The following is a 19,333-nucleotide window of genomic DNA, read 5'->3' on the forward strand; positions in this document are numbered from 1 at the left end:
CCTCTCCCGGCCCCCCGCCCCCCCAACGCCGCCGCCCTCGCCCCCCCACCCCCCCCGCCCCGCCCCCCGCCCCCCGGGGGGGGGGGGCCCCCCCCCCCCCCCCCCGCCGCCGCCGTTGTGCCCGGTCACGGCGCGGACGCGGGGGAGTTGGGCACCGGCACAAGCCCACACACCGCGCTCACCCGCGAACGACCAGGTCACCGGCGGAAATCGGGGCTACCCGCGGGTGGACGCGTGACTTCCGCCTCACGTTACGCGTGCGTAACCTCACGGGGATGAGCGGACAGACGACCGTGACTCCCGGCCCGGCGCCGCACCGGGCGAAGGCCCCGGCGGACCGGCTCGACGGCGCCGTACACGTCGTCACGGGGGAACCCGGCTGCGGCCGCACCTGGTTCCTCGAACGCGCCGCCCGCTCCTTCGCCGACGGACCCGTCGTGCGCGTCCGGGCCGACCCGGCGTGCCCGGCCGTCCCCGGCAGCGGTCTGCGCACACTGCTGCGCGCCCTCGGCGACGCCACCGGCCGCGCACCGGCGGGCGGCTCCGGTCAGGCCCTCCTCGGCATGCTGTCCGCCGGCTCCCGCCCGCTGCTCGTCTGCGTCGACGACGCCCACCTGTGGGACCCGCTCTCCCGCACCGCGCTGGGCGACGCCGCCCGGCACCTGCGCCGTACGACGACGGCGGCGCGCCTCCTCCTGACGGTCCCCGGACACCGCCCGCCCGCCCCGGAGTTCGCCGGACTGCCGGTGACCAGGGTGGACCCGCTCACCCCGCCCGAGGCGGCCGCGCTCCTCGACGAGGTGACCGGCGGCGCCGTCGACGGGGGAGTCAGGGACGACATCGTCGATGCGGCCGAGGGCGTTCCGGCCCTCCTGCTGGCCCTCGTACGGCGGCTCTCGCCCGCCCAGGTACGCGGGGACCGTCCGCCGCCCCGCCCGCTGCCCGGCGCCGAGGTGCTGGCGGACGTGGCGGGCGGCTGCCTGGACGGCCTCACTCCCGGCCACCGCGACCTCCTGCTGACCGTGGCCGCCGCCGCACGGGACGACGAGGACACCGCCGTGGACCGAGGACTCGCCCTGCGGGCCATGGCTCACCTCGGGCAGGACAGCGCCGTACCGCTGCCCGATCTGCTCGCGACGGCCGACGACGAGGTCCGTTTCCACAGCGAGCTGCTGCGCAGGACGGTGTACGCGGGGGCGCCGGAGGAACGGCGGCGGGCCGTGCACCTCGCCCTGGCCGGGGAGCTGGCGGAAGGGGACCCGCGGGCGCTGCTGCACCGGGCCTGGGCCGGAGTCGTACGGGGGCGGGAACTGGAAACGGTCGCCGGGGACCTGCCGTCCCGCCGTTTGCGCTGTGCCGCGTACGCCCGTGCCGCCGAGCTGTCCGACGACGGTCCGCAGCGCGCCGAGCGGTACACGGCCGCCGCCGGACAGGCCCTGCTCGGCGGACGTTCCCACCAGGCCCTGCGGCTCCTCGACGCGGCGCGGACCGGCGCCGCCCCCGCCGTCGTACGGGGCCGTGCCGCCCTGCTGCGCGGCACGACGGTGCTGCACGACGGGCCCGTCGACGAGGCCCAGGCCTCCCTCCTGCACGCCACCACCCTGCTGGCCGCCCGCTCCCCGGCCGACGCCGGGACAGCCGCACTGGCCGCCTGCGACGCGGCATGGGCGGCGGGCGACCCGGCGGGATGCCTCGCCGCACTCGAACGCTGCGGGCGGATCGAGGGCCACGACGCCCAGGACGGGTTTCGCGCCGACTACCGGCTCGGGCTGCGGGCCCTGCTGGAGGCGCGGTTCGAGGAGGCGGCGGCACGGCTGCGCCGGGTGGCGCGGCACGACGACTCCGAGTCCTGCGGCGACCCGGAGGACATCCTGCGGGCCGCCGCGGCGGCGCTGATGCTCGGCGACCTCGCCGGCGCCCGCCGGGCGGGCGCGCGGGCACTCGCCGCCGCCCGCACCCTGGACACCGTCGCGGCGGTCCCGCGGGCCCGGGAGTACCTCGCCTACGCCGAACTGCGCGCCGGACGGCACGCGCTCGCCCGTACCCACGCCGAGGAGGGACTGCGCGCCGCGCACCGGGCGGGGCAGCGCAACACGGCCGCCCACCAGCACGCCGTACTGGCGCTGGCCGCGTCCATCGAGGGGGAGACCGAGCTGGTCGCCGGGCATGTGGCCGCGGCGCTCGGCACCGCCCGTCGGCACGGTCTCGCGCAGGCGGCGACGCTGGCGGAGTGGGCGGCGGCCCGCGCCGACCTCGGGCGCGGCCGGCCCCAGGAGGCCGCCGACCGGCTCGGGCCCCTCGTGCGGCCGGGCGCGCGGCGCGGGCACTTCGCGTTGTGGATGCTCGCCGTCCCCTGCTACGTCGAGGCCGCCGTGTCCGCCGGACAGCCCGAGGGTGCCCGGAGCGTGGTCGAGGAATTCGCCCGGTGGGCCCTCTTCGGCGCCGACCCCCAGGCGCCCGCCCAGCTCCTGCGCTGCCGCGCCCTGCTCGCCCCGCCGGACCGGGCCGACGCCCTCTACGGGCAGGCCGTCGACCTGCACGACACGGCCGACGGCGACTTCGAGCGGGCCCGCACCGAACTCCTCCACGGCAAGTGGCTGCGCCGCAGACGCCGCCTGCGCGAGGCCCGTGACCGTCTCGGCGCCGCCCTGGTCGGCTTCGAACGCTGCGGGGCCCGCGCCTGGGCCGAGCAGACCCGCGACGAGCTGCGCGCCAACGGTGCCGAGGTGAGCGGACCGCGGACGGCGGGATCCGCGGACCTCTCCGGGCTGACCCCGCAACAGCTGCGCATCGCGCGCCGCGTCGCCGAGGGCGCGACCAACCGGGAGGTCGCGCTGACCCTGTCCGTGAGCACCCGTACCGTCGACTATCACCTGCGGAAGGTCTTCGCCACACTCGGCGTGCGGTCCCGCCTGGAACTGGCCCGGCTGGTCGAACGGGCGGAAAAGACCGGTGCACACCCCTAGGGACCGACCGGACGGTATGTCATCCTTCGGGGCAGGACCCGCCAGCCGGCGGGACCCGCGCGGACCCGTCGGCCGGCCAGGAGCCGGACGGAGCACGGCCGCGCGGGAGCCGCCGGGTGAACCGACCTCTGGGGGAGGACCGGATGCAGCACGCCCTTCGGCCACGGATCGCGCTGCGCCCCGCGCCGGCCGGGCCCACCGGACCCGGCCCGCGGCCGCGCCCGCGCGTCCGGTCGCTGATCGACGCCGACGCCCTGCACGTGCTGCACCGCGCCGCGCGAGTACTGCTCAACGACCTGCCCGACCTCACCGACCGGCTGGTCGCCGCCCTCCAGGAACTGGAGCCCGCCTACCGCGTCGCCGTGGAGAGCGACCCCGCCACCACCTGGCAGGAGGTCCACCGCTCGCTGCGGCACAGCGTGAACTCGCTCCTCGACCCGCGCGGCAACCGGGACGCGGCCCGCCGCTGCTCCTGGAAGATCGGCGCCACCCGCGCCGAGCAGGGCCTGCCGCTCGACGCGCTGCTGCACGCCTTCCGGCTCGGCGGGTCCCTGGTCTGGCAGGGCCTGGTCGAGGAGACCTCCCGCTCCGCCCCCGAGGACGTACGCCTCCTCGTGCACGTCGCCGCCGACGTGTGGAACTTCGTCGACGAACACTGCACGCTCGTCGCCGACGCCTACCGTCAGGTCGAACGCCAGCTCGCCTGGCGACGCGAGAACCGGCTGCGGCTGCTGGCCGCCGCCCTCCTGGAGGGCACCAGCCGCATCGCCGACCTGCCCGAGGCCGCCCAGGCCCTGGACCTGCCCGAACAGGGCCGCTACGTCGTCGTCGCGGTGTCCGGCGGCTCCCCGTCCGAGGCGGCCGGTGCACGTGCCTCGGTAGGACGCGGTGCGCGTGTGCACTGGCACACCGGGGTCGAGGTGGACTACGGCATCGTCCTGCTCGTCGACGGGCAGGACGAGACGGCGATCGACGGCGGCCCGCCCACGGGCGCCCGCATCGGTGTCGGTACGGCCGTGTCGGGCCTGGCCGCCGTCGGCGACGCCCGCCGGCTGGCGGACACCGCGCTGCGGATGTGCCCGGGGACCGGCGGCACGATCCGCCTGACCGAACACCTCCCCGCGGCCCTGGTGGTCTCCTCACCCGACCTCGCGACCGCCCTCGCCGACCGGGTCTTCGGCCCCCTGAGAACCCTGGAACCCGCCGACGCGGCCGTCCTCCTGGACACCCTCGCCACCTGGCTGGCCTGCGACGGCTCCGCCCAGCGGGCGGGCGAACGCCTCTACTGCCACCGCAACACGGTCCTCAACCGCCTCCGCCGCTACGAACAGCTCACGGGCCGTTCCCTCTCCCGCCCGACGGACGTCGTCGAGATCACCCTGGCCCTGGCGGCCCGCCCCGCCCTCTGAGGAGCGCGGCACCCGCCGGTACGGGCGAGGCGGCCGTGGCGCCGCTCGTGCCTGCCCGCGGTCCTCCGCCCTCTCAGCGGCGCGTGTCCCGCCGGGCCTGCTGGCGCGGCCGGGATCCGGTGCACCGCGACACCGGCCCTGGTGGCGTGGCCCGCACTCCGGTGCACCGCGACTTGGGGCACGGCGGGCGGGCGTAGCGCCGCTCGTGCCTGCCCGCGCTCCTCCGCCCTCCCAGCGGCGCGTGTCCCGCCGGGCCTGCTGGCGTGGCCCGTACTCCGGTGCACCGCGACTTGGGGTACGGCGGGCGGGCGTAGCACCGCTCGTGCCTGCCCGCGGTTCTCCGCCCTCCCAGCGGCGCGTGTCCCGCCGGGCCTGCTGGCGCGGTCCGGGTCTCCGGTGCACGGCGACCTGCGGTACGGCGAGGCCGCCGTAGCGCCGCTCACGCATGCCCGCGGCCCGCGCGCCCGCGTCTGCGCGGCCGCGTTCCCCGCCTGGGCAGCCGCACAACCCCCCGCCCCCCGCACTGGGCCCGCGCAGCGACCCCGTCCCGGTGCCTGTACCAGCCCCTCGGCCCCGTGCTGTGGTGAGCGCCCCCCGTCCCCCGAAGTGCCGTGACCGGCCGGCACGGACCCGAGGAGCCGCGATGCCCGAAGCACCACCGCAGGATCCGCCCGCGCTGCACGTCGAAGGGCTCGACGTCATGTACGGGCGAGCCCTGTCAGCCCTGCGTTCCGTGTCCCTGACCGTTCCGCACGGCGCGGTCGTCGCACTGCTCGGGGCGAACGGCGCCGGCAAGACCACGCTGCTGAGGGCCGTCTCGGGCACCCTGCGCCTGCACCGGGGCACCGTCACCGCGGGCCGGGTCCGCTACGGCGACACGGACCTCGACGGCCGCGACCCGGTCGCGGCGGTCCGCGCCGGCGTCGTCCAGGTGCCCGAGGGCAGGCGGGTCTTCGCCGGCCTCACCGTCGAGGAGAACCTGCGCGCCGGCGGCCTCGGCCTCGGCCGGCGTGCTCCCGCGCTGGTCCGGGAGTCCCGCGACCGCGTCTACGGCCTGTTCCCCGTCCTCGCCGAACGCAGCGGCCAGGCGGCCGGCCTGCTGTCCGGGGGCGAGCAGCAGATGCTCGCCATTGGCCGCGCCCTGATGGCCGCCCCCCGCCTGCTCCTGCTCGACGAGCCGTCCCTCGGCCTCGCCCCGCGCATGGTGTTCCGCATCGCCGAGGTGATCCGCGAGATCAACGAACAGGGCACCGCCGTCCTGCTCGTCGAGCAGAACGCCGGCATGGCCCTGTCCCTCGCCGACCACGCGCACGTCCTGGAAGTGGGCGAGATCCGGCTGTCGGGCCCCGCCGACGAACTCGCCCGCACGGACGCCGTACGCCGCTTGTACCTCGGTGAGACCGCCGACGAGCCGGCCGGCGACCAGGGGGCCGCGTGAACATCCGCACCACCGGCCGTACGGGCACCGGCCCCGCCGCCGGTTCGCAGGCCGCACCCCCGGCGCTCCACGTCCGGGACGTCACCGTCCGCTTCGCCGGTCTCACCGCCCTGGACGCGGTGTCCTTCACCGTCGCCCCGGGCTCGGTGCACGCCCTGATCGGGCCCAACGGCGCGGGCAAGTCGACCTGCTTCAACGTCCTGTCGGGCCTGTGCCGCCCGGCCGCCGGTCAGGTCCTGCTCGGCGACACCGACCTGACGGGACTCGCCCCGCACCGGATCGCCGCGCTGGGCGTGGCCCGCACCTTCCAGAACATCGTCACGACCGAGGGCACGGTCGCCGACAACCTCATGCTCGGCCGGCACGCCCTGTCCCGCGCCGGCTTCGCCGCCAGCGCCCTGCGGCTGCCGAGCGCCGTACGCGAACAGCGCGCCCACCTGGAACGGGTCCGCGAGATCGCCGAACTCACCGGCCTCGGCGCCCATGTCGACACCCCGGTGGCGCTGCTGTCGTACGGCGACCGCAAGCGGGTCGAACTCGCCCGCGCGCTCTGCCTGGAGCCGCGCGTGCTGCTGCTCGACGAGCCGGTGGCCGGCATGAACGGCGCCGAACGCGCCGCCACCGCCGACGTCGTGCGCACGGTCCGCGAGCAGCTCGGCCTGTCCGTCGTCCTCGTGGAACACGACATGGGCCTCGTGATGCGCCTCGCCGACGAGGTCACCGTCCTCGACTTCGGCCGCCGGCTCGCCCACGGCACCCCCGACGAGATCCGCCGCCACCCCGAGGTGCTGCGCGCCTACCTGGGGACCGGCGCCCCCGACGAGACCCCGGAAATCCCGGAGGCCACGGAAATCTCGAAAACCGTCAACGCCACGAAGACCACCGCACCGACCGCACCGACCGCACCGACCGAGCCCACCGAAGAGACCGAAGTGACCGAACCTCCCGGGGAGAACGCTCCGTGACCACCCTCCTCGACACCCTCCTCAACGGCCTCGCCCTGGGCGCCGTGTACGCCCTCGTCGCCCTCGGCTTCGTGGTCATCTTCAAGGCCTCCGGCGTCCTCAACTTCGCCCACGGCTCGCTGCTCCTGCTCGGCGGCTACCTCGTCGCCGTCCTCCACGACGACCTCGGCTTCGCCGGCGCCCTCGCCGTGGCCGTCCTGGCGACCGCGGCCGTCGCCGGCGCGCTCGACCGGCTGCTGCTGCAACGCGGCGATCCCGATCCCAAGGCCGCGCATGTGCAGACCATCGTCACCATCGGCGTGGACATCGTCCTGGTGACCGACCTGTCCCGGCGCATCGGTGGTGACCTCCTGACCCTCGGCGACCCGTGGGGCGACGCGGTGACCGGCCTCGGCCCGGTGACCGTCGCCGACAGCCGGCTCGCCGCGATCGCCGTCTCCACCGTCGTCATCGCCGGCGTCTTCGCCCTCTTCCGGTTCACGCCCTGGGGCCTGTCCCTGCGGGCGGCGGCCGAGGACGTGGAGGCCGCCGCCCTGATGGGCGTACGGCTGAGCCGGGTGCGCATGCTCGCCTGGTGCCTGGCCGGTGCGCTCGCCGCGCTCGCCGCCGTGTTCCTCGCCGCGTTCCCGGCGCCGGGCCTGGAGCGCACCACCGGCCAGATCGCCCTGAAGGCGTTCCCCGCCGCCATCCTCGGCGGCATGGCCTCACCGCCCGGCGCCCTCGCGGGCAGCCTGCTGATCGGCCTGACCGAGGCCCTCGTGGCGGGCTACCAGTCCGAACTGCACGTTCTCGGCGAAGGGTTCGGCGATGTCGCGCCGTACGCCGTGATGGTGGTCGTCCTGCTGGTGCGGCCCACCGGTCTGTTCGGCGCGAAGGGAGCGGTCCGTGTCTGAACTCGTCCCGAAGTGGGGCAAGCTGCTGCTGCCCGCCCTTCTCCTGTGCGCCCTGCCCTTCTACCTCGACGCCTTCTGGCTGCGCATCGGCCTGTTCTCGATCGCCGCCGCCATCGGCGCCGTCGGCCTCGGCCTGCTCAGTGGCACCGCGGGTCAGCTCTCGCTGGGCCACGCCTTCTTCCTCGCCGTGGGGGCGTACGGCTACACCTGGCTGGCCGGCGATCCCGGCCCGGCCCTGCCCCCGGCGCTCGCCGCCGTCCTGGCCGTGCTGCTGGCGGGCGTGGCGGGCGGCCTGTTCAGCCCGGTCGCCGGCCGAGTCCGCGGCATCTACCTGGGCATCGCCACCCTCGCGCTGGTCTTCCTCGGCCACCACCTCCTGCTGACCGCCGACTCCGTCACCGGCGGCTTCAACGGCCGCTCGGTACCGCCGCTCACCCTGGGCGGGTTCGGGTTCACCGCCGACGATCCCGAACTCACCGTATTCGGCGTGCCGTTCGGCGCCGAGGAACGCCTCTGGTACCTCGGTCTCGCCCTGTTCGCCCTCACCTGGTTCACCGCACGCGGCCTGCTGCGCGGCCGTCCCGGCCGGGCCCTCTCGGCCGTCCGCGACAGCGAGACCGCGGCGGCCGTGATGGGCGTGAACGTCGCCCGCTACCGCTCGGCCGCCTTCGTCGTGTCGTCGATGTACGCGGGCCTCGCCGGGGTCCTGCTGGCCCTCGCCTTCCGCCGGGTCGTGCCCGACTACTTCGGTCTGGCCCTCTCCGTCGACTACCTCGCCATGATCGTCATCGGTGGGCTCGGCTCGGTCGCCGGAGCCACCGCGGGCGCCTTCTTCGTCACCGCGCTGCCCCTGCTGATGACCCGGTACGCCGACCAGCTCCCGCTGGTCGCCGCCCCGGGCACCGGAGGCGAGGGCGCCCTCGGACCGACCGAGGCCGCCCGCTACCTCTACGGCGCCGTGATCGTCGTGATCCTCCTGTACGCCCCCGACGGACTGCACGGCCTGTCCCGCCGCGTCCGCGCCCGTCTGCGGCCCGCCCGGTCACCCGACCGGCCGTCGTCCGCACCTCCGCCACCCACCACGGACGCCTCACCCGCCACGCCCGCACGAGCCAAGGAGCACACCCCGTGAACCCCAAGCACCGCACCCGCGGCACCGCCCTCACCGCGGCACTGGCTGCCCTGCTGATCGCGGCCACCGGCTGCAGCTCCAAAGCGGACGGCGGCAGCACCTCCGACGGCGCCGACGGAGTCAAGTCCGGCCCCGGAGTGACCGACAAGACGATCAGACTGGGCGCCCTCACCGACCTGACCGGCCCCTACGCCACCCTCGGCAAGAGCATCGTGCAGGCCCAGCAGATGTGGGCCGACGAGACCAACGCCAAGGGCGGCATCTGCGGCCGCGAGGTGGAGATCGTCGTCAAGGACCACGGCTACGACGTCCAGAAGGCCGTCACCGCCTACGCCGACATCTCCCCGGACGTCGTCGCCCTGCCCCAGGTCATCGGCTCCCCGGTGGTCGCCGCCCTCCTCGACGACATCGAGCGCGACCACCTCCTCACCTACCCCCAGGCCTGGGCCGCCTCCCTGCTCGGCAAGGACTCCGTCCAGGTCATGGCCACCACCTACGACCTCGACATGATCGCCGCCGTCGACTTCCTCACCCGCACCAAGGGCCTGGCCAAGGGCGACACCGTCGGGCACGTCTACTTCGAGGGCGACTACGGCGCCAACGCGCTCGAGGGCTCCACCTGGGCGGCGAAGAAGGCCGGCCTGAAGATCGCCGGCCAGAAGATCAAGGCGACGGACACCGACCTCTCCGCCCAGGTGACGGCGCTGAAGAAGGACGGGGTCAAGGCGATCCTGGTCAGCGCCGGGCCCGCCCAGACGGCGTCCCTGGTGGGCGTCGCCGCCTCCCGGGGGCTGCGCGTCCCCGTCGTCAGCAGCGCCCCGGGCTTCGCCCCGCAGCTGATGAAGACGCCTGCCGCGCCGGCCCTGACGGCGATGCTGAACATCGTCAGCGGCGCCCCGGCCGTCAGCTCCGACATCCCCGGCGTCAAGGCCATGGTCGCCGCCTACACCAAGAAGTACCCGGCCTCCCCGGTCGACTCCGGGGCGCTGTCCGGCTACAGTGCCGCCCAACTCCTGGGCGCAGACCTGAAGAAGGCCTGCGAGGCCGGCAGTCTCGCCCGCGAGGACGTGGTGAAGGCGCACCGTTCGCAGAAGAACGTCGACACCGGCCTCGGCAGCCCGCAGAACTTCTCCGACGTCGGCCGGCCCGCCGCGCTGTCGACGTACGTGCTGAAGCCGGACGCGAAGGCGGCCGGCGGTGTGGTGGGCGTCGAGGACGCGCACCAGGCGGCGGGGGTGGAGGAGTACCTGACGTCGAAGTCCTGATCCGGGTCCGCATTCAGCGGCCCCACTGCTGAATGCGTTCGCTTTCTTCCATTGGACCTCCGAGGCCGGCCGGGGTCAGGCTGGGACGCGTCCGGTGCACCGCGATCACCTTCCGGTGCACCGGACTTCGTCATGTCCCGACTTCCGAGAGAAGTCACGAGCCGGGCACTCCCGGGGAGGACCTCCGCCGATGGCGTCGTCGCTCGACAGACCCCTCGACCACCGCTACCGCGACGAACACCCGATCCGCACCCTCGCCTACCTCTTCCGCGCCGACCGGCGCCGCCTGGCCGGCGCGGTCGTCGTCTTCACCGTCAAGCACAGCCCCATCTGGCTGTTGCCGCTCATCACGGCGTCCATCATCGACACCGTCGTCGAGCACCGGCCCATCTCCCGCCTCTGGACCAGCACCGGCGTCATCCTCTTCATCCTGATCGTCAACTACCCGCTGCACCTGCTCTACGTCCGCCTCCTGTACGGCAGCGTCCGCCGCATGGGCACCAGCCTGCGCTCCGCCCTGTGCACGCGCATGCAGCAACTGTCCATCGGCTACCACTCACGGGTCAGCGCCGGTGTGCTCCAGGCCAAGGTCGTCCGCGACGTCGAGGCCGTCGAGCAGATGGTGCAGCAGACCGCCGAGAACGGGCTGGGCGCGACCACCGTACTCATCGGCGGCCTCGTCATCATCGCCGTACGCACCCCCGAGTTCGTGCCCGTCTTCCTGGTCGTGGTGCCCGCCGCCGCGTTCGTCGTGGCCCGGCTGCGCTCCCGGCTGCGCGCCCACAACGAGCACTTCCGCCACGAGGTGGAGACCCTCTCCTCACGGGTCACGGAGATGACCCGGCTGATCCCGGTCACCCGCGCCCACGGCCTCGAGGGCAAGGCGCTCACCCGCATGGACGGCACCCTGCGCCGCCTGCTGACCTCCGGGATGCGCCTCGATTTGGTCAACGGCCGCTTCGGCTCGATCGCGTGGGTGGTGCTCAACGTGGTCGGCGTGCTGGTGCTGACGGGCGCCGCGCTCGTGTCGTACTACGAGGTCTGGGGCGTCACCCCCGGTGACGTCGTCATGCTCAGCGCCTTCCTCACCACCCTCACCAACTCCACGACCACCCTGACCGGCCTGGCGCCGGTCATCACCAAGGGCCTGGAGTCGGTCCGCTCGGTCGGCGAGGTCCTCCAGGCGCCCGAACTGGAGGACAACGAGGGCAAGGCCGAACTCGCCTCGCTGGACGGCGCGGTGACCTTCGAGGGCGTCGGACACGCCTACGACGCCGACCGGCCGGCGGTGCGCGACTTCACCCTGTCCGTGGCGCCCGGCGAGACCGTCGCCCTGGTCGGCGCCTCCGGCGCGGGCAAGTCGACCGTGCTCAACCTCGTCATCGGCTTCATCCGGCCGACCTCGGGCCGGCTGCTGCTCGACGGCACCGACATGAACAGCCTCGACCTGCGCACCTACCGGCGGTTCGTCTCGGTGGTCCCGCAGGAGTCGATCCTCTTCGACGGCACCGTCCGCGAGAACGTCGCCTACGGCATGGAGGACGAGGCCGACGAGGAGGCGGTCCGCGCCGCCCTGCGCGACGCCAACGCCACCGAGTTCGTCGACCGGTTGCCCCAGGGGCTCGACACCCTCGTCGGCGAGCGCGGGGCCCGTCTGTCGGGCGGGCAGAAGCAGCGGCTGGCGATCGCCCGCGCGCTGATCCGGGACCCCAAGGTGCTGATCCTGGACGAGGCGACGTCCGCGCTCGACACCCGCTCGGAGGCGCTGGTCCAGCAGGCCCTCGCCCGTCTGCTGCACGGACGCACCACCTTCGTGGTGGCGCACCGCCTGTCCACGGTGCGCGGCGCCGACCGGATCGTGGTCATGGGGGAGGGGCGGATCCTGGAGACCGGCACGCACGAGGAACTCCTGCGCCGGGGCGGGGCGTACACGGCCCTGCACAGCGGACAGGCGGCCTGAAGCCACCGGGGGCGGGGGCCAAGTGGCGAAAACCGTGCCCCCGGGGGGTGACATGCGTCCCACGCGTGCATGAATCGCCCGTGTTCGGGCACACGCAGCGCACCACACCTGGAGAAAGGGGCGCTCGTGATCGTTCCGGACCCGAAGACCGTCAGGACGCTGCTCACCCGCTACGCGTCGCTGAGGATCGCTCAGGCCGAGCGGGAGACACCGCACACGGCCCGCGAGCTGGAGGACGTCACCTACACGCTGTGCGTCCTCATGGCCACGTCCGACGTCCGTGAGGCGGTCGCCGCGGCGGACGCCCTGCTCGCCGCCGAGGTACGGCCGCCGACGGCCCGGCTGCCGAAGCAGGACACGGACGCGGCCAGGGACGGAGAGCGGGACGAGGAGAGCGGACTGTCCCTGGCGGTCTGAGAACGCCGGGAGCACGCCTCTGCCCGGCTCACGGCACCGCCGAACCGCAGCGGTCCGCGTGCCGGTCCTCCTGCTGAGCGGGCAACCCGGCCAGCCACTCCGCGATGGTGCGGGCGATCGGCTGGCCGGTGTCCACCTCGACGAAGCCGAACTGCCCCGACTGGTTGCACTCCAGGAACCACCACGTCCCGTCGGCGTCCTCCGCGAAGTCGAAGGCGCCGTACGCCAGTTCGGCATCACGCAGATAGGTGCGCACGGCGTCGGCCAGGCGCGGCGGCACGTCGACCGGGTACCACGGCGCGGTGGACGGGGTGAAGCGCACGTCCACCACCTCCGGGTCGCCGTCGGCGCACACGGCCTTGCGGGCGGCCAGCAGCCGGTCGCCCACCGCGGTCAGCCGGATGTCGGCCCGCTTGGCGACCCGCCGTTGCAGCAGCGTCGGGCCGTAGGCGACGGCGGCGAAGTCGGCGCCGGGCGGGACCCGGGTGGTGGGCACCGCCCGGGGCGGGTCCTGCGGATGCGCCCCGGACACCGGCTTGACCACGAGGTCGGGGTAGCGCTCGGCGAAGTCCCGCGCCGCCTGCGGGAACGTCGTGATGAGCGTGGCCGGCACGGGCAGCCCGCTGCGCTGGGCCAGCCGCAGCTGCCAGGGCTTGTGCCGGGCCCGCCGGGACGCGTCCGGATGGTTCATCCAGCGTGCCTCGCTGCCGCGGAGCATCCCGTACAGCGCCTGCGCGGCCTCCTCCGTGAGCCACGCCGACGGTTCGGGAGCGCGGGCCGCCGCCGCGCCGGGCCGGCGGACCCACACCGAGCGCAGCGAGTCGAGGCTCACCAGCCGCCCGGCGGACGACAGGTGGCCCCGGAAGGCACCGTGCACGTACTCCCCGGAGAGCGCGACGGAGCCGGTCAGGTCTGCGGGATCGAGCCGCACGACGGGAACGCCGGCGGCGTTCAGGTGCACGACCACCATGTCCGCCGTGACGTCCTCTTCACTGGTCAGGATGAGCACGGTCATCTCGGGCGTCCGCGCTCAGTCGTCGAAGTGCGTCTTGGAACCCGCTGTGGAGGTCGTCGTCCCGAGCTCTCTCAGCAGGGCGTGGTCGCGAGCGGCGATCCGGCCGTCGAGGAGCACGTTCAACTGCAGTCCTGGGTCATAGGCGTACGGAGTGGCGAACTCCAACTCCGCTGCCGGGCGTGCGTAGTTGAGCGCGAACGGTTTCATCGTCTCTCCCTCGTCGGTACTGCATCGATCAAGCGGTGCCGCCGTGCGACGTCACTCGGGCCCGCTGCGGTGGTGCGACCTTCGGTGCGGTGGCGCGACCTTCAGTCACTTATACGAATCGAACGGGTGGTTGGTTTCCTTACTCTCCGTGATCATCGCCGGGTCCGGCCGGGCACAGGGAGCTGAGCAGGGGTGATGAGCCCTGCGAGGGGTGAAAACGTCTTCCCGAGCGGTCAGTTGGCGATGCCCGCGCGGTCGGGGGCACGGCGCAGGGAGCGCAGGGCGACGAGCAGGACACCGATGTCGTCGAGATAGACCGGGTCGGGCAGCAGGTCGGTGGGGAGGACGAAGTAGGCGACCGCGCCCCAGAACACCCAGCGGGGGCCGGTCGGCAGGCCCGCCCGCCGGAGGCCGCGCCGGGCCCGGACCAGCCGCACCATGACGGTGGCGGCCACGGCGAACAGCGCCGCCGCCACTACCGCGGCGACGGTGACGAGCGTGGTGGTCGCATCCACGGGCCCTCCCTGTGCGCGGTCCGTCGCGCGGTGTCCGGTGGTTCCCCCGACTGTCGGATTCCCCGTTCTCGATTGCCGAATGCCCCGTCCGGCGCGGGAAAATCGCGCCGATCGGGTGCCGGTCGCCGGCGCCGGCCGCGGGATTCGTCCGCGCGCCCCGCGGCCCGGGGCGCGTTCACACGGCTGCCGCGTCCGAGTGGCGGTACGGGCCGGGGTCCGTAGTAATGGTGATCGTCACATGGCGTGTCGTACCTCGGGGGCGCAGGTGCGACCGCAGTCCTCAGGGAGAGTCAAAATGATCACCCCCTCCACACAGCCCGGTTCGCACCGTGCCGTCACACCGTTCCCGCCCCTCACCGACGCGGACCGCGGATCCCCACCGGGAGACGGCCCGCCGTCCCCGGCGGAGGTCTCCCGCCCCACCTACCCCGACCCCGTCGACGGGCTGCTGCACGCCGCCGCGGCCCACCGGTCGCTGGAGGACGTCACCGTCCTCATATCCCTCCTGGAAGAGTCCGAAGAGGGTCGGCAGGCAGCGGCCGACGTGCTGCGGGTCATCGGGACCGACCGCCCGGTCGAGGACGTCACCCGCCTCGTGGCCGTGCTGTCCCAGCCGCCCTACGACGTCGGGCACGCCGACCACATGATCCGCGCCGCGGCCGAGAACCGGCCCGTCGAGGAGGTGACGAGGCTGATGGCGCTGCTGTACCGGGAACCACTGGACCAGCACTGCGGCGAAGAGGCGGTCCGCGCGGCCGCCACCCACCGGCCGGTGGAAGACCTGGCCGAACTCGTGGCACGGCTCACGCGACAACGCGAGGAGCAGGCAGCCGATCAACGGGCGGCCACCGGTCCGGCGGAGTCGGTCAACGAGGACCCCCTGGCCGCGTTCGACGTCGCCGGCGAACCGCCGCCCGGACCCGCGGGGCCTCCGGCCCGCCGGACGCCCGCTCCCGCCCGCGCGCCCGCCCTGTCGCCATGGGAGGCCTGGACGGACTGGGCGGCCGCCGTGGCGCTGGCGCTGTGCGGTGTCGCCCACGTCCCCGTGCACCGGCAGGGCGTGCCCGTCGGCGCCCTCGCCACCGCGCTGGCCCTGTCCGGGCTCTGCCTCCTGCTCGCCCTGGCGCTGCTGCGCCGGCCCGCCCTGCCGTTGCTGGTGATGGGCGTGCTGGTGCCGGTGGTGTTCGCGGGCGCCCAGGTGTCCGCCGGACGCGTCGACGTGGTGGGGCTGCTGCCGCTCACCGAGGCCACCCTCACCCCGCCGTGGATCGCGGGCCCGGTCGCCACGGCCACCGTCGTGGCGGTGACGGTGGCCCTCCTCGCCCACCTCCTGGGCGACCGCCGCCCGGCCCGCGCCCCGGCGCGCCGGAAGCCCGCGGTACTGCCCGCACGGGACTGATCCGGCCCGACGGCCGGCCCCGCCCACGCGCAGGTGGGCGGGGCCGGCCGTCGGTTCAGTGGCCGGACTCCAGCAGGGCGGTGAGCACCCGGTCCGGGGTGAGCGGCAGTTCTCGCAGACGAACGCCGGTGGCGTGGTGGACCGCGTTGCCCACCGCGGCGGCCGTGCCGACGATGCCTATCTCACCGATGCCCTTGCTGCCCATGGGGTTGAGGTGCGGATCCTCCTCCTCGATCCAGTGCGCCTCCACGTCCGGCACGTCGGCGTGTGCCGGCACGTGGTACGACGCCAGGTCGGACTCCGCGAAGTCGCCGAACGCGGCGTCCAGGGTGCTGCCCTCGGTGAGCGCCATGCCCAGCCCCATGGTCATGCCGCCGACGAACTGGGAGCGCGCGGTACGGGCGTTGAGGATGCGCCCCGCCGCGTACACCCCGAGCAGCCGGCGCACCCGCACCTCGCCGGTCACCGGGTCCACCGCGACCTCCGCGAAGTGTGCCCCGAACGCGTGCCGGGAGTAACGGGAGTCGGCGTCCGCCGTACCGGCTGTGTCGGCGTGTTCCACCAGGCCGTGCTCGGGCACCGGCCCCGGGAACCCGGCCAGCCGCTCCGCGAGCCGGACGCACGCCTCGTGGACCGACCGGCCCCAGGACGCCGTACCGGAGGAGCCGCCGGCCACCGGGGCGGACGGCAGGTCGCTGCTGCCCAGCCGGACCCGGAGGCTCTCCAGGGGGACGTCCAGGGCGTCCGCCGCGATCTGCGCGAGGACGGTACGGGCGCCGGTGCCGATGTCCGTGGCGTTGACCTCGACGAGGAAACTCCCGTCGGGCAGGGCGCGGGCCGCCGCGGCCGACGGGAGCATCATCACCGGGTAGGTGGCCGCGGCCACGCCCGTCCCGGTCAGCAGCGGACCCTGCGGGCGGGAGCGCGGGCGCGGATCACGCCGTTCCCACCCGAACCGGCGGGCTCCCTCGCGCAGGCACTCGACGAGGTGGCGGCTGCTGAACGGCCTGCCGCTGTCCGGTTCCGTCTCCGGCTCGTTGCGGACCCGCAGTTCGACGGGGTCCATGCCCAGTTCCACGGCCAGTTCGTCCATGGCCGACTCCAGGGCGTACATGCCCGGCGCCTCGCCGGGCGCGCGCATCCACGAGGGGCTCGGCACATCGAGGGGCACCACGCGGTGGGCCGTACGGCTGTGCGGGGCGGCGTACATGACGCGGGCCGGAACAGCCGCCTGCTCCACGAACTCCTTCACCCGCGAGGTGTGCGTGGTGACCTCGTGCTCCAGGGAGGTCAGCCGGCCGTCGGCGTCCGCGCCGAGGCGCAGCCGGTGCAGGGTGGGCGCCCGGTGCCCCACGACCGAGGGCAGGAAGCGGCGCGGCAGGACGACCGTGACCGGCCGCCCGGTGTGCCGCAGCGCGGCCATCACCGCGAGCACCACGTCCGGCCGGGGCGTGCCCTTGGAGCCGAAGCCGCCGCCGACGTGCTCGGCGACGACGGTGATCCGCTCCTCCGCCAGCCCGAACAGCTTCGCGAGCACGTCCCGTACCGCCGTGGTGCCCTGGCTGGAGGTGTGCACCGTCAGGTGCTCCCCGTCCCAGCGCGCGGTGCTGGCGTGCGGCTCCATGGGGTGGTTGTGCAGGGGCGGCACCCGGTAGCCGACATCGACCCGGACAGGCGCGGAGGCGAACGCCTGCTGCGGATCGCCGCGTTCACGGACGGCCGGATACCCGCCGTTGGCCTCCTGCGGCACACGGGCGTCCGGATGCGTGACGGACAGCGTGACGTCGAAAGGCTCCGCCGAGCAGTCGACGTGTACGGCGGCGGCGCCGGCCCGCGCGGCCTCCGGGCCGTCGGCCACCACCAGGGCGACGAACCAGCCCCGGTGCGGAACCCGCGCGTTCTGGAGGAGGGCGAGGGTCGCGTCGTCCGGTTCGGCGAGCCGCGGCGCGTTCTCGTGGGTGAGCACGGACACGACGCCGGGCAGGCCGAGCGCGCCCGACACGTCCACGCCCGTGACCCGGCCGCGCGCGACCTCGGCGGGCACCGGGCGGGCGAACAGCCGCCCGGGGAAGGGGAATTCGGCGGCGTAGCGGGCGGTGCCGGTGACCTTCTCGCGACCTTCCCGGCGCTCGACGGGAGCGCCCGTGACAGGGGACCTCATGACGCCTCCTCCCCGTCCCGAGCGAGCCGCGTGAGGACGTCGACGGCGAGGCCCCGCGCGAGGGGCACCTTGTAGGCGTTGTCGCGCAGCGGCCTGGCCCGCTCCAGTTCGATGCCGACGGCCCGCTCGCACGCCGCCTCGGTCGGCGCGACGCCCAGGAGCGCCTCCTCGGCCCGACGGGCCCGCCAGGGCCGGTGCGCCAGCCCGCCGAACGCGATCCCGGCGTGCGCGACCACACCGTCCGACACCTTCAGCGCCACGGCGACGGAGGCCAGCGCGAAGGCGTACGAGGCCCGGTCACGCGCCTTGCGGTAGGCGGACGGCACCCCTGCCGTGGCGGCCGGGAGCAGGACGGCGGTCACCAGTTCACCCGGCTCGACCACCGTGTCCCGCTCCGGGTGGTCCCCGGGCAGCCGGTGGAACTCCGCGGCGGGCACCCGCCGTACGCCCGCGAGGCCGTACAGCTCGACCTGCGCGTCCAGCGCGGCCAGGGCGACCGCCATGTCCGAGGGGTGGGTGGCCACGCAGTGCTCGGAGTGGCCGAGCACCGCGTGGTCGCGGTGGATCCCGGCCAGGGCGCCGCAGCCGCTGCCGGGCTCCCGTTTGTTGCACGGCTTGGACACGTCCTGGAAGTACGGGCAGCGGGTGCGCTGGAGCAGGTTCCCGCCGGTCGTCGCGGCGTTGCGCAACTGACCGGAGGCACCCGCGAGCAGCGCCTGCGAGAGGGCGGGGTAGCGCTCGCGGACCCGGGGGTACGCCGCGAGGTCGCTGTTGCGCACCAGCGCCCCGACCCGCAGCGAACCGTCCGGCAGCTCGGTCACCCCGTCCATGGGCAGACGCGTGACGTCGATGAGGGCGGTCGGCTCCTCCACGCCGAGTTTCATCAGGTCGACGAGGTTGGTGCCGCCGCCCAGATAGCGGGCGCCGGGGTGGGAGGCGTAGGCGTCGGCCGCCTCGGCGAGGCTGCCGGCCCGTACGTAGGCGAAGGGCTTCACCGGATCACGTCCTCGACCGCGTCGACGATGCGGGGATACGCCCCGCACCGGCACAGGTTGCCGCTGAGCCGCTCGCGGATCTCGTCCCGGCCGAGCGGCACCGGTCCGGAGACCGCCCGCACGTCGGTGACGTGCGAGGGGTGGCCGGCCTCCGCCTCGGCGAGGGCGCCGACCGCGGAGCAGATCTGGCCCGGGGTGCAGTAGCCGCACTGGAAGGCGTCGCGTTCCAGGAAGGCCCGCTGGAGCGGGTGGGGCTCCTCGCCGTCCCCCGACAGGCCCTCGACGGTCGTGACGTCGCAGCCGTCGGCGGCGACCGCGAGCAGCAGGCAGCTGTTGACCCGCCGCCCGTCGACCAGGACCGTGCAGGCGCCGCACTGCCCGTGGTCGCAGCCCTTCTTGGCGCCGGTCAGGTCCAGATCCTCGCGCAGGAGGTCCAGCAGCACCCGCCGGTGGTCCACGGTCAGGGTGTGCGGTTTGCCGTTGACCCGCAGGGTCGTCTCGGAACGGTGGGAAGGCGGTGCGCCGACGCCGTGCGCGGATTCGTGCTCGCTGCCCATGTCGTGGATCCCTTCGGCAGATCCGTCGTGCCGTGGGGA

Annotated in this window: 16 protein-coding genes; 10 read left to right on the top strand and 6 right to left on the bottom strand. The window is 74.7% G+C overall.

Going from position 1 to position 19,333, the window contains the following annotated elements:
• The first annotated feature begins 275 nt into the window (after positions 1-275).
• From ACFWJX_RS26515 to ACFWJX_RS26555, 9 genes are all read left to right on the top strand, one after another.
• Positions 276-2,966 (top strand): LuxR C-terminal-related transcriptional regulator, encoded by a 2,691-nt coding sequence (locus ACFWJX_RS26515; RefSeq protein WP_383247969.1) that lies wholly within the window; start codon positions 276-278, stop codon positions 2,964-2,966.
• 143 nt (positions 2,967-3,109) lie between these two features.
• A complete protein-coding gene (locus tag ACFWJX_RS26520) occupies positions 3,110-4,375 on the top strand; it encodes a PucR family transcriptional regulator (protein WP_383247972.1) in 1,266 nt (421 codons plus the stop codon).
• Positions 4,376-5,018: 643 nt separating this feature from the next.
• Positions 5,019-5,813, top strand: coding sequence for an ABC transporter ATP-binding protein (locus ACFWJX_RS26525; RefSeq protein ID WP_383247975.1), 795 nt, complete (start codon positions 5,019-5,021; stop codon positions 5,811-5,813).
• Positions 5,810-6,778 (top strand): ABC transporter ATP-binding protein, encoded by a 969-nt coding sequence (locus ACFWJX_RS26530; RefSeq protein ID WP_383247978.1) that lies wholly within the window; start codon positions 5,810-5,812, stop codon positions 6,776-6,778. The genes ACFWJX_RS26525 and ACFWJX_RS26530 overlap by 4 nt, the downstream gene beginning before the upstream one ends.
• Positions 6,775-7,671, top strand: a complete 897-nt coding sequence (locus tag ACFWJX_RS26535) for a branched-chain amino acid ABC transporter permease (protein WP_383247981.1) — start codon at positions 6,775-6,777, stop codon at positions 7,669-7,671. Before ACFWJX_RS26530 ends, ACFWJX_RS26535 begins: the two co-directional genes overlap by 4 nt.
• The gene (locus ACFWJX_RS26540; protein WP_383247984.1) at positions 7,664-8,803 is read left to right on the top strand and encodes a branched-chain amino acid ABC transporter permease; all 1,140 of its coding nucleotides are present in this window, start codon (positions 7,664-7,666) and stop codon (positions 8,801-8,803) included. Before ACFWJX_RS26535 ends, ACFWJX_RS26540 begins: the two co-directional genes overlap by 8 nt.
• Positions 8,800-10,068, top strand: a complete 1,269-nt coding sequence (locus ACFWJX_RS26545; protein ID WP_383247987.1) for an ABC transporter substrate-binding protein — start codon at positions 8,800-8,802, stop codon at positions 10,066-10,068. Before ACFWJX_RS26540 ends, ACFWJX_RS26545 begins: the two co-directional genes overlap by 4 nt.
• A gap of 190 nt (positions 10,069-10,258) precedes the next feature.
• Complete coding sequence (locus tag ACFWJX_RS26550) at positions 10,259-12,028, top strand: ABC transporter ATP-binding protein (protein ID WP_383247990.1); 1,770 nt, start codon at positions 10,259-10,261, stop codon at positions 12,026-12,028.
• A 126-nt stretch (positions 12,029-12,154) separates the two neighbouring features.
• A complete protein-coding gene (locus tag ACFWJX_RS26555) occupies positions 12,155-12,445 on the top strand; it encodes a DUF5133 domain-containing protein (protein ID WP_383247992.1) in 291 nt (96 codons plus the stop codon).
• A 28-nt stretch (positions 12,446-12,473) separates the two neighbouring features.
• On the opposite strand, the gene tgmB is transcribed toward ACFWJX_RS26555, so the two are convergent.
• The 3 genes from tgmB to ACFWJX_RS26570 form a co-directional block, all read right to left on the bottom strand.
• The gene (gene tgmB / locus ACFWJX_RS26560) at positions 12,474-13,460 is read right to left on the bottom strand and encodes an ATP-grasp ribosomal peptide maturase (RefSeq protein ID WP_383247994.1); all 987 of its coding nucleotides are present in this window, start codon (positions 13,458-13,460) and stop codon (positions 12,474-12,476) included.
• Between the two features lie 15 nt (positions 13,461-13,475).
• The gene (gene tgmA / locus ACFWJX_RS26565; protein ID WP_086773196.1) at positions 13,476-13,667 is read right to left on the bottom strand and encodes a putative ATP-grasp-modified RiPP; all 192 of its coding nucleotides are present in this window, start codon (positions 13,665-13,667) and stop codon (positions 13,476-13,478) included.
• Positions 13,668-13,900: 233 nt separating this feature from the next.
• Entirely contained in the window at positions 13,901-14,182 is a 282-nt protein-coding gene (locus ACFWJX_RS26570) for a DUF1232 domain-containing protein (protein ID WP_383247996.1), read from the bottom strand.
• Positions 14,183-14,477: 295 nt separating this feature from the next.
• Between ACFWJX_RS26570 and ACFWJX_RS26575 the strand changes: the two genes are divergently transcribed.
• Entirely contained in the window at positions 14,478-15,581 is a 1,104-nt protein-coding gene (locus tag ACFWJX_RS26575; RefSeq protein WP_383247998.1) for a hypothetical protein, read from the top strand.
• A gap of 55 nt (positions 15,582-15,636) precedes the next feature.
• On the opposite strand, the gene ACFWJX_RS26580 is transcribed toward ACFWJX_RS26575, so the two are convergent.
• From ACFWJX_RS26580 to ACFWJX_RS26590, 3 genes are read right to left on the bottom strand one after another with little or no spacing between them, the layout of a single operon-like run.
• Positions 15,637-17,742: a xanthine dehydrogenase family protein molybdopterin-binding subunit gene (locus ACFWJX_RS26580; protein WP_383248000.1), complete on the bottom strand. Its 2,106-nt coding sequence runs from the start codon at positions 17,740-17,742 to the stop codon at positions 15,637-15,639.
• Positions 17,739-18,737, bottom strand: a complete 999-nt coding sequence (locus ACFWJX_RS26585) for an FAD binding domain-containing protein (RefSeq protein ID WP_383248002.1) — start codon at positions 18,735-18,737, stop codon at positions 17,739-17,741. Before ACFWJX_RS26585 ends, ACFWJX_RS26580 begins: the two co-directional genes overlap by 4 nt.
• Entirely contained in the window at positions 18,734-19,294 is a 561-nt protein-coding gene (locus ACFWJX_RS26590) for a (2Fe-2S)-binding protein (RefSeq protein WP_383248004.1), read from the bottom strand. Before ACFWJX_RS26590 ends, ACFWJX_RS26585 begins: the two co-directional genes overlap by 4 nt.
• Positions 19,295-19,333: the final 39 nt, after the last annotated feature.

Source organism: Streptomyces sp. NPDC058335, from assembly GCF_042723915.1.
In the GTDB taxonomy this organism is placed as follows: Bacteria; Actinomycetota; Actinomycetes; order Streptomycetales; family Streptomycetaceae; genus Streptomyces.

Bases quoted from the DNA above. Each gene is read 5' to 3' on its own strand.
- ACFWJX_RS26515 (WP_383247969.1), top strand. From the start codon at position 276: ATGAGCGGACAGACGACCGTGACTCCCGGCCCGGCGCCGCACCGGGCG.
- ACFWJX_RS26520 (WP_383247972.1), top strand. From the start codon at position 3,110: ATGCAGCACGCCCTTCGGCCACGGATCGCGCTGCGCCCCGCGCCGGCC.
- ACFWJX_RS26525 (WP_383247975.1), top strand. From the start codon at position 5,019: ATGCCCGAAGCACCACCGCAGGATCCGCCCGCGCTGCACGTCGAAGGG.
- ACFWJX_RS26550 (WP_383247990.1), top strand. From the start codon at position 10,259: ATGGCGTCGTCGCTCGACAGACCCCTCGACCACCGCTACCGCGACGAA.
- tgmB (WP_383247994.1), bottom strand. From the start codon at position 13,460: ATGACCGTGCTCATCCTGACCAGTGAAGAGGACGTCACGGCGGACATG.
- tgmA (WP_086773196.1), bottom strand. From the start codon at position 13,667: ATGAAACCGTTCGCGCTCAACTACGCACGCCCGGCAGCGGAGTTGGAG.
- ACFWJX_RS26575 (WP_383247998.1), top strand. From the start codon at position 14,478: ATGATCACCCCCTCCACACAGCCCGGTTCGCACCGTGCCGTCACACCG.
- ACFWJX_RS26580 (WP_383248000.1), bottom strand. From the start codon at position 17,742: ATGAGGTCCCCTGTCACGGGCGCTCCCGTCGAGCGCCGGGAAGGTCGC.
- ACFWJX_RS26590 (WP_383248004.1), bottom strand. From the start codon at position 19,294: ATGGGCAGCGAGCACGAATCCGCGCACGGCGTCGGCGCACCGCCTTCC.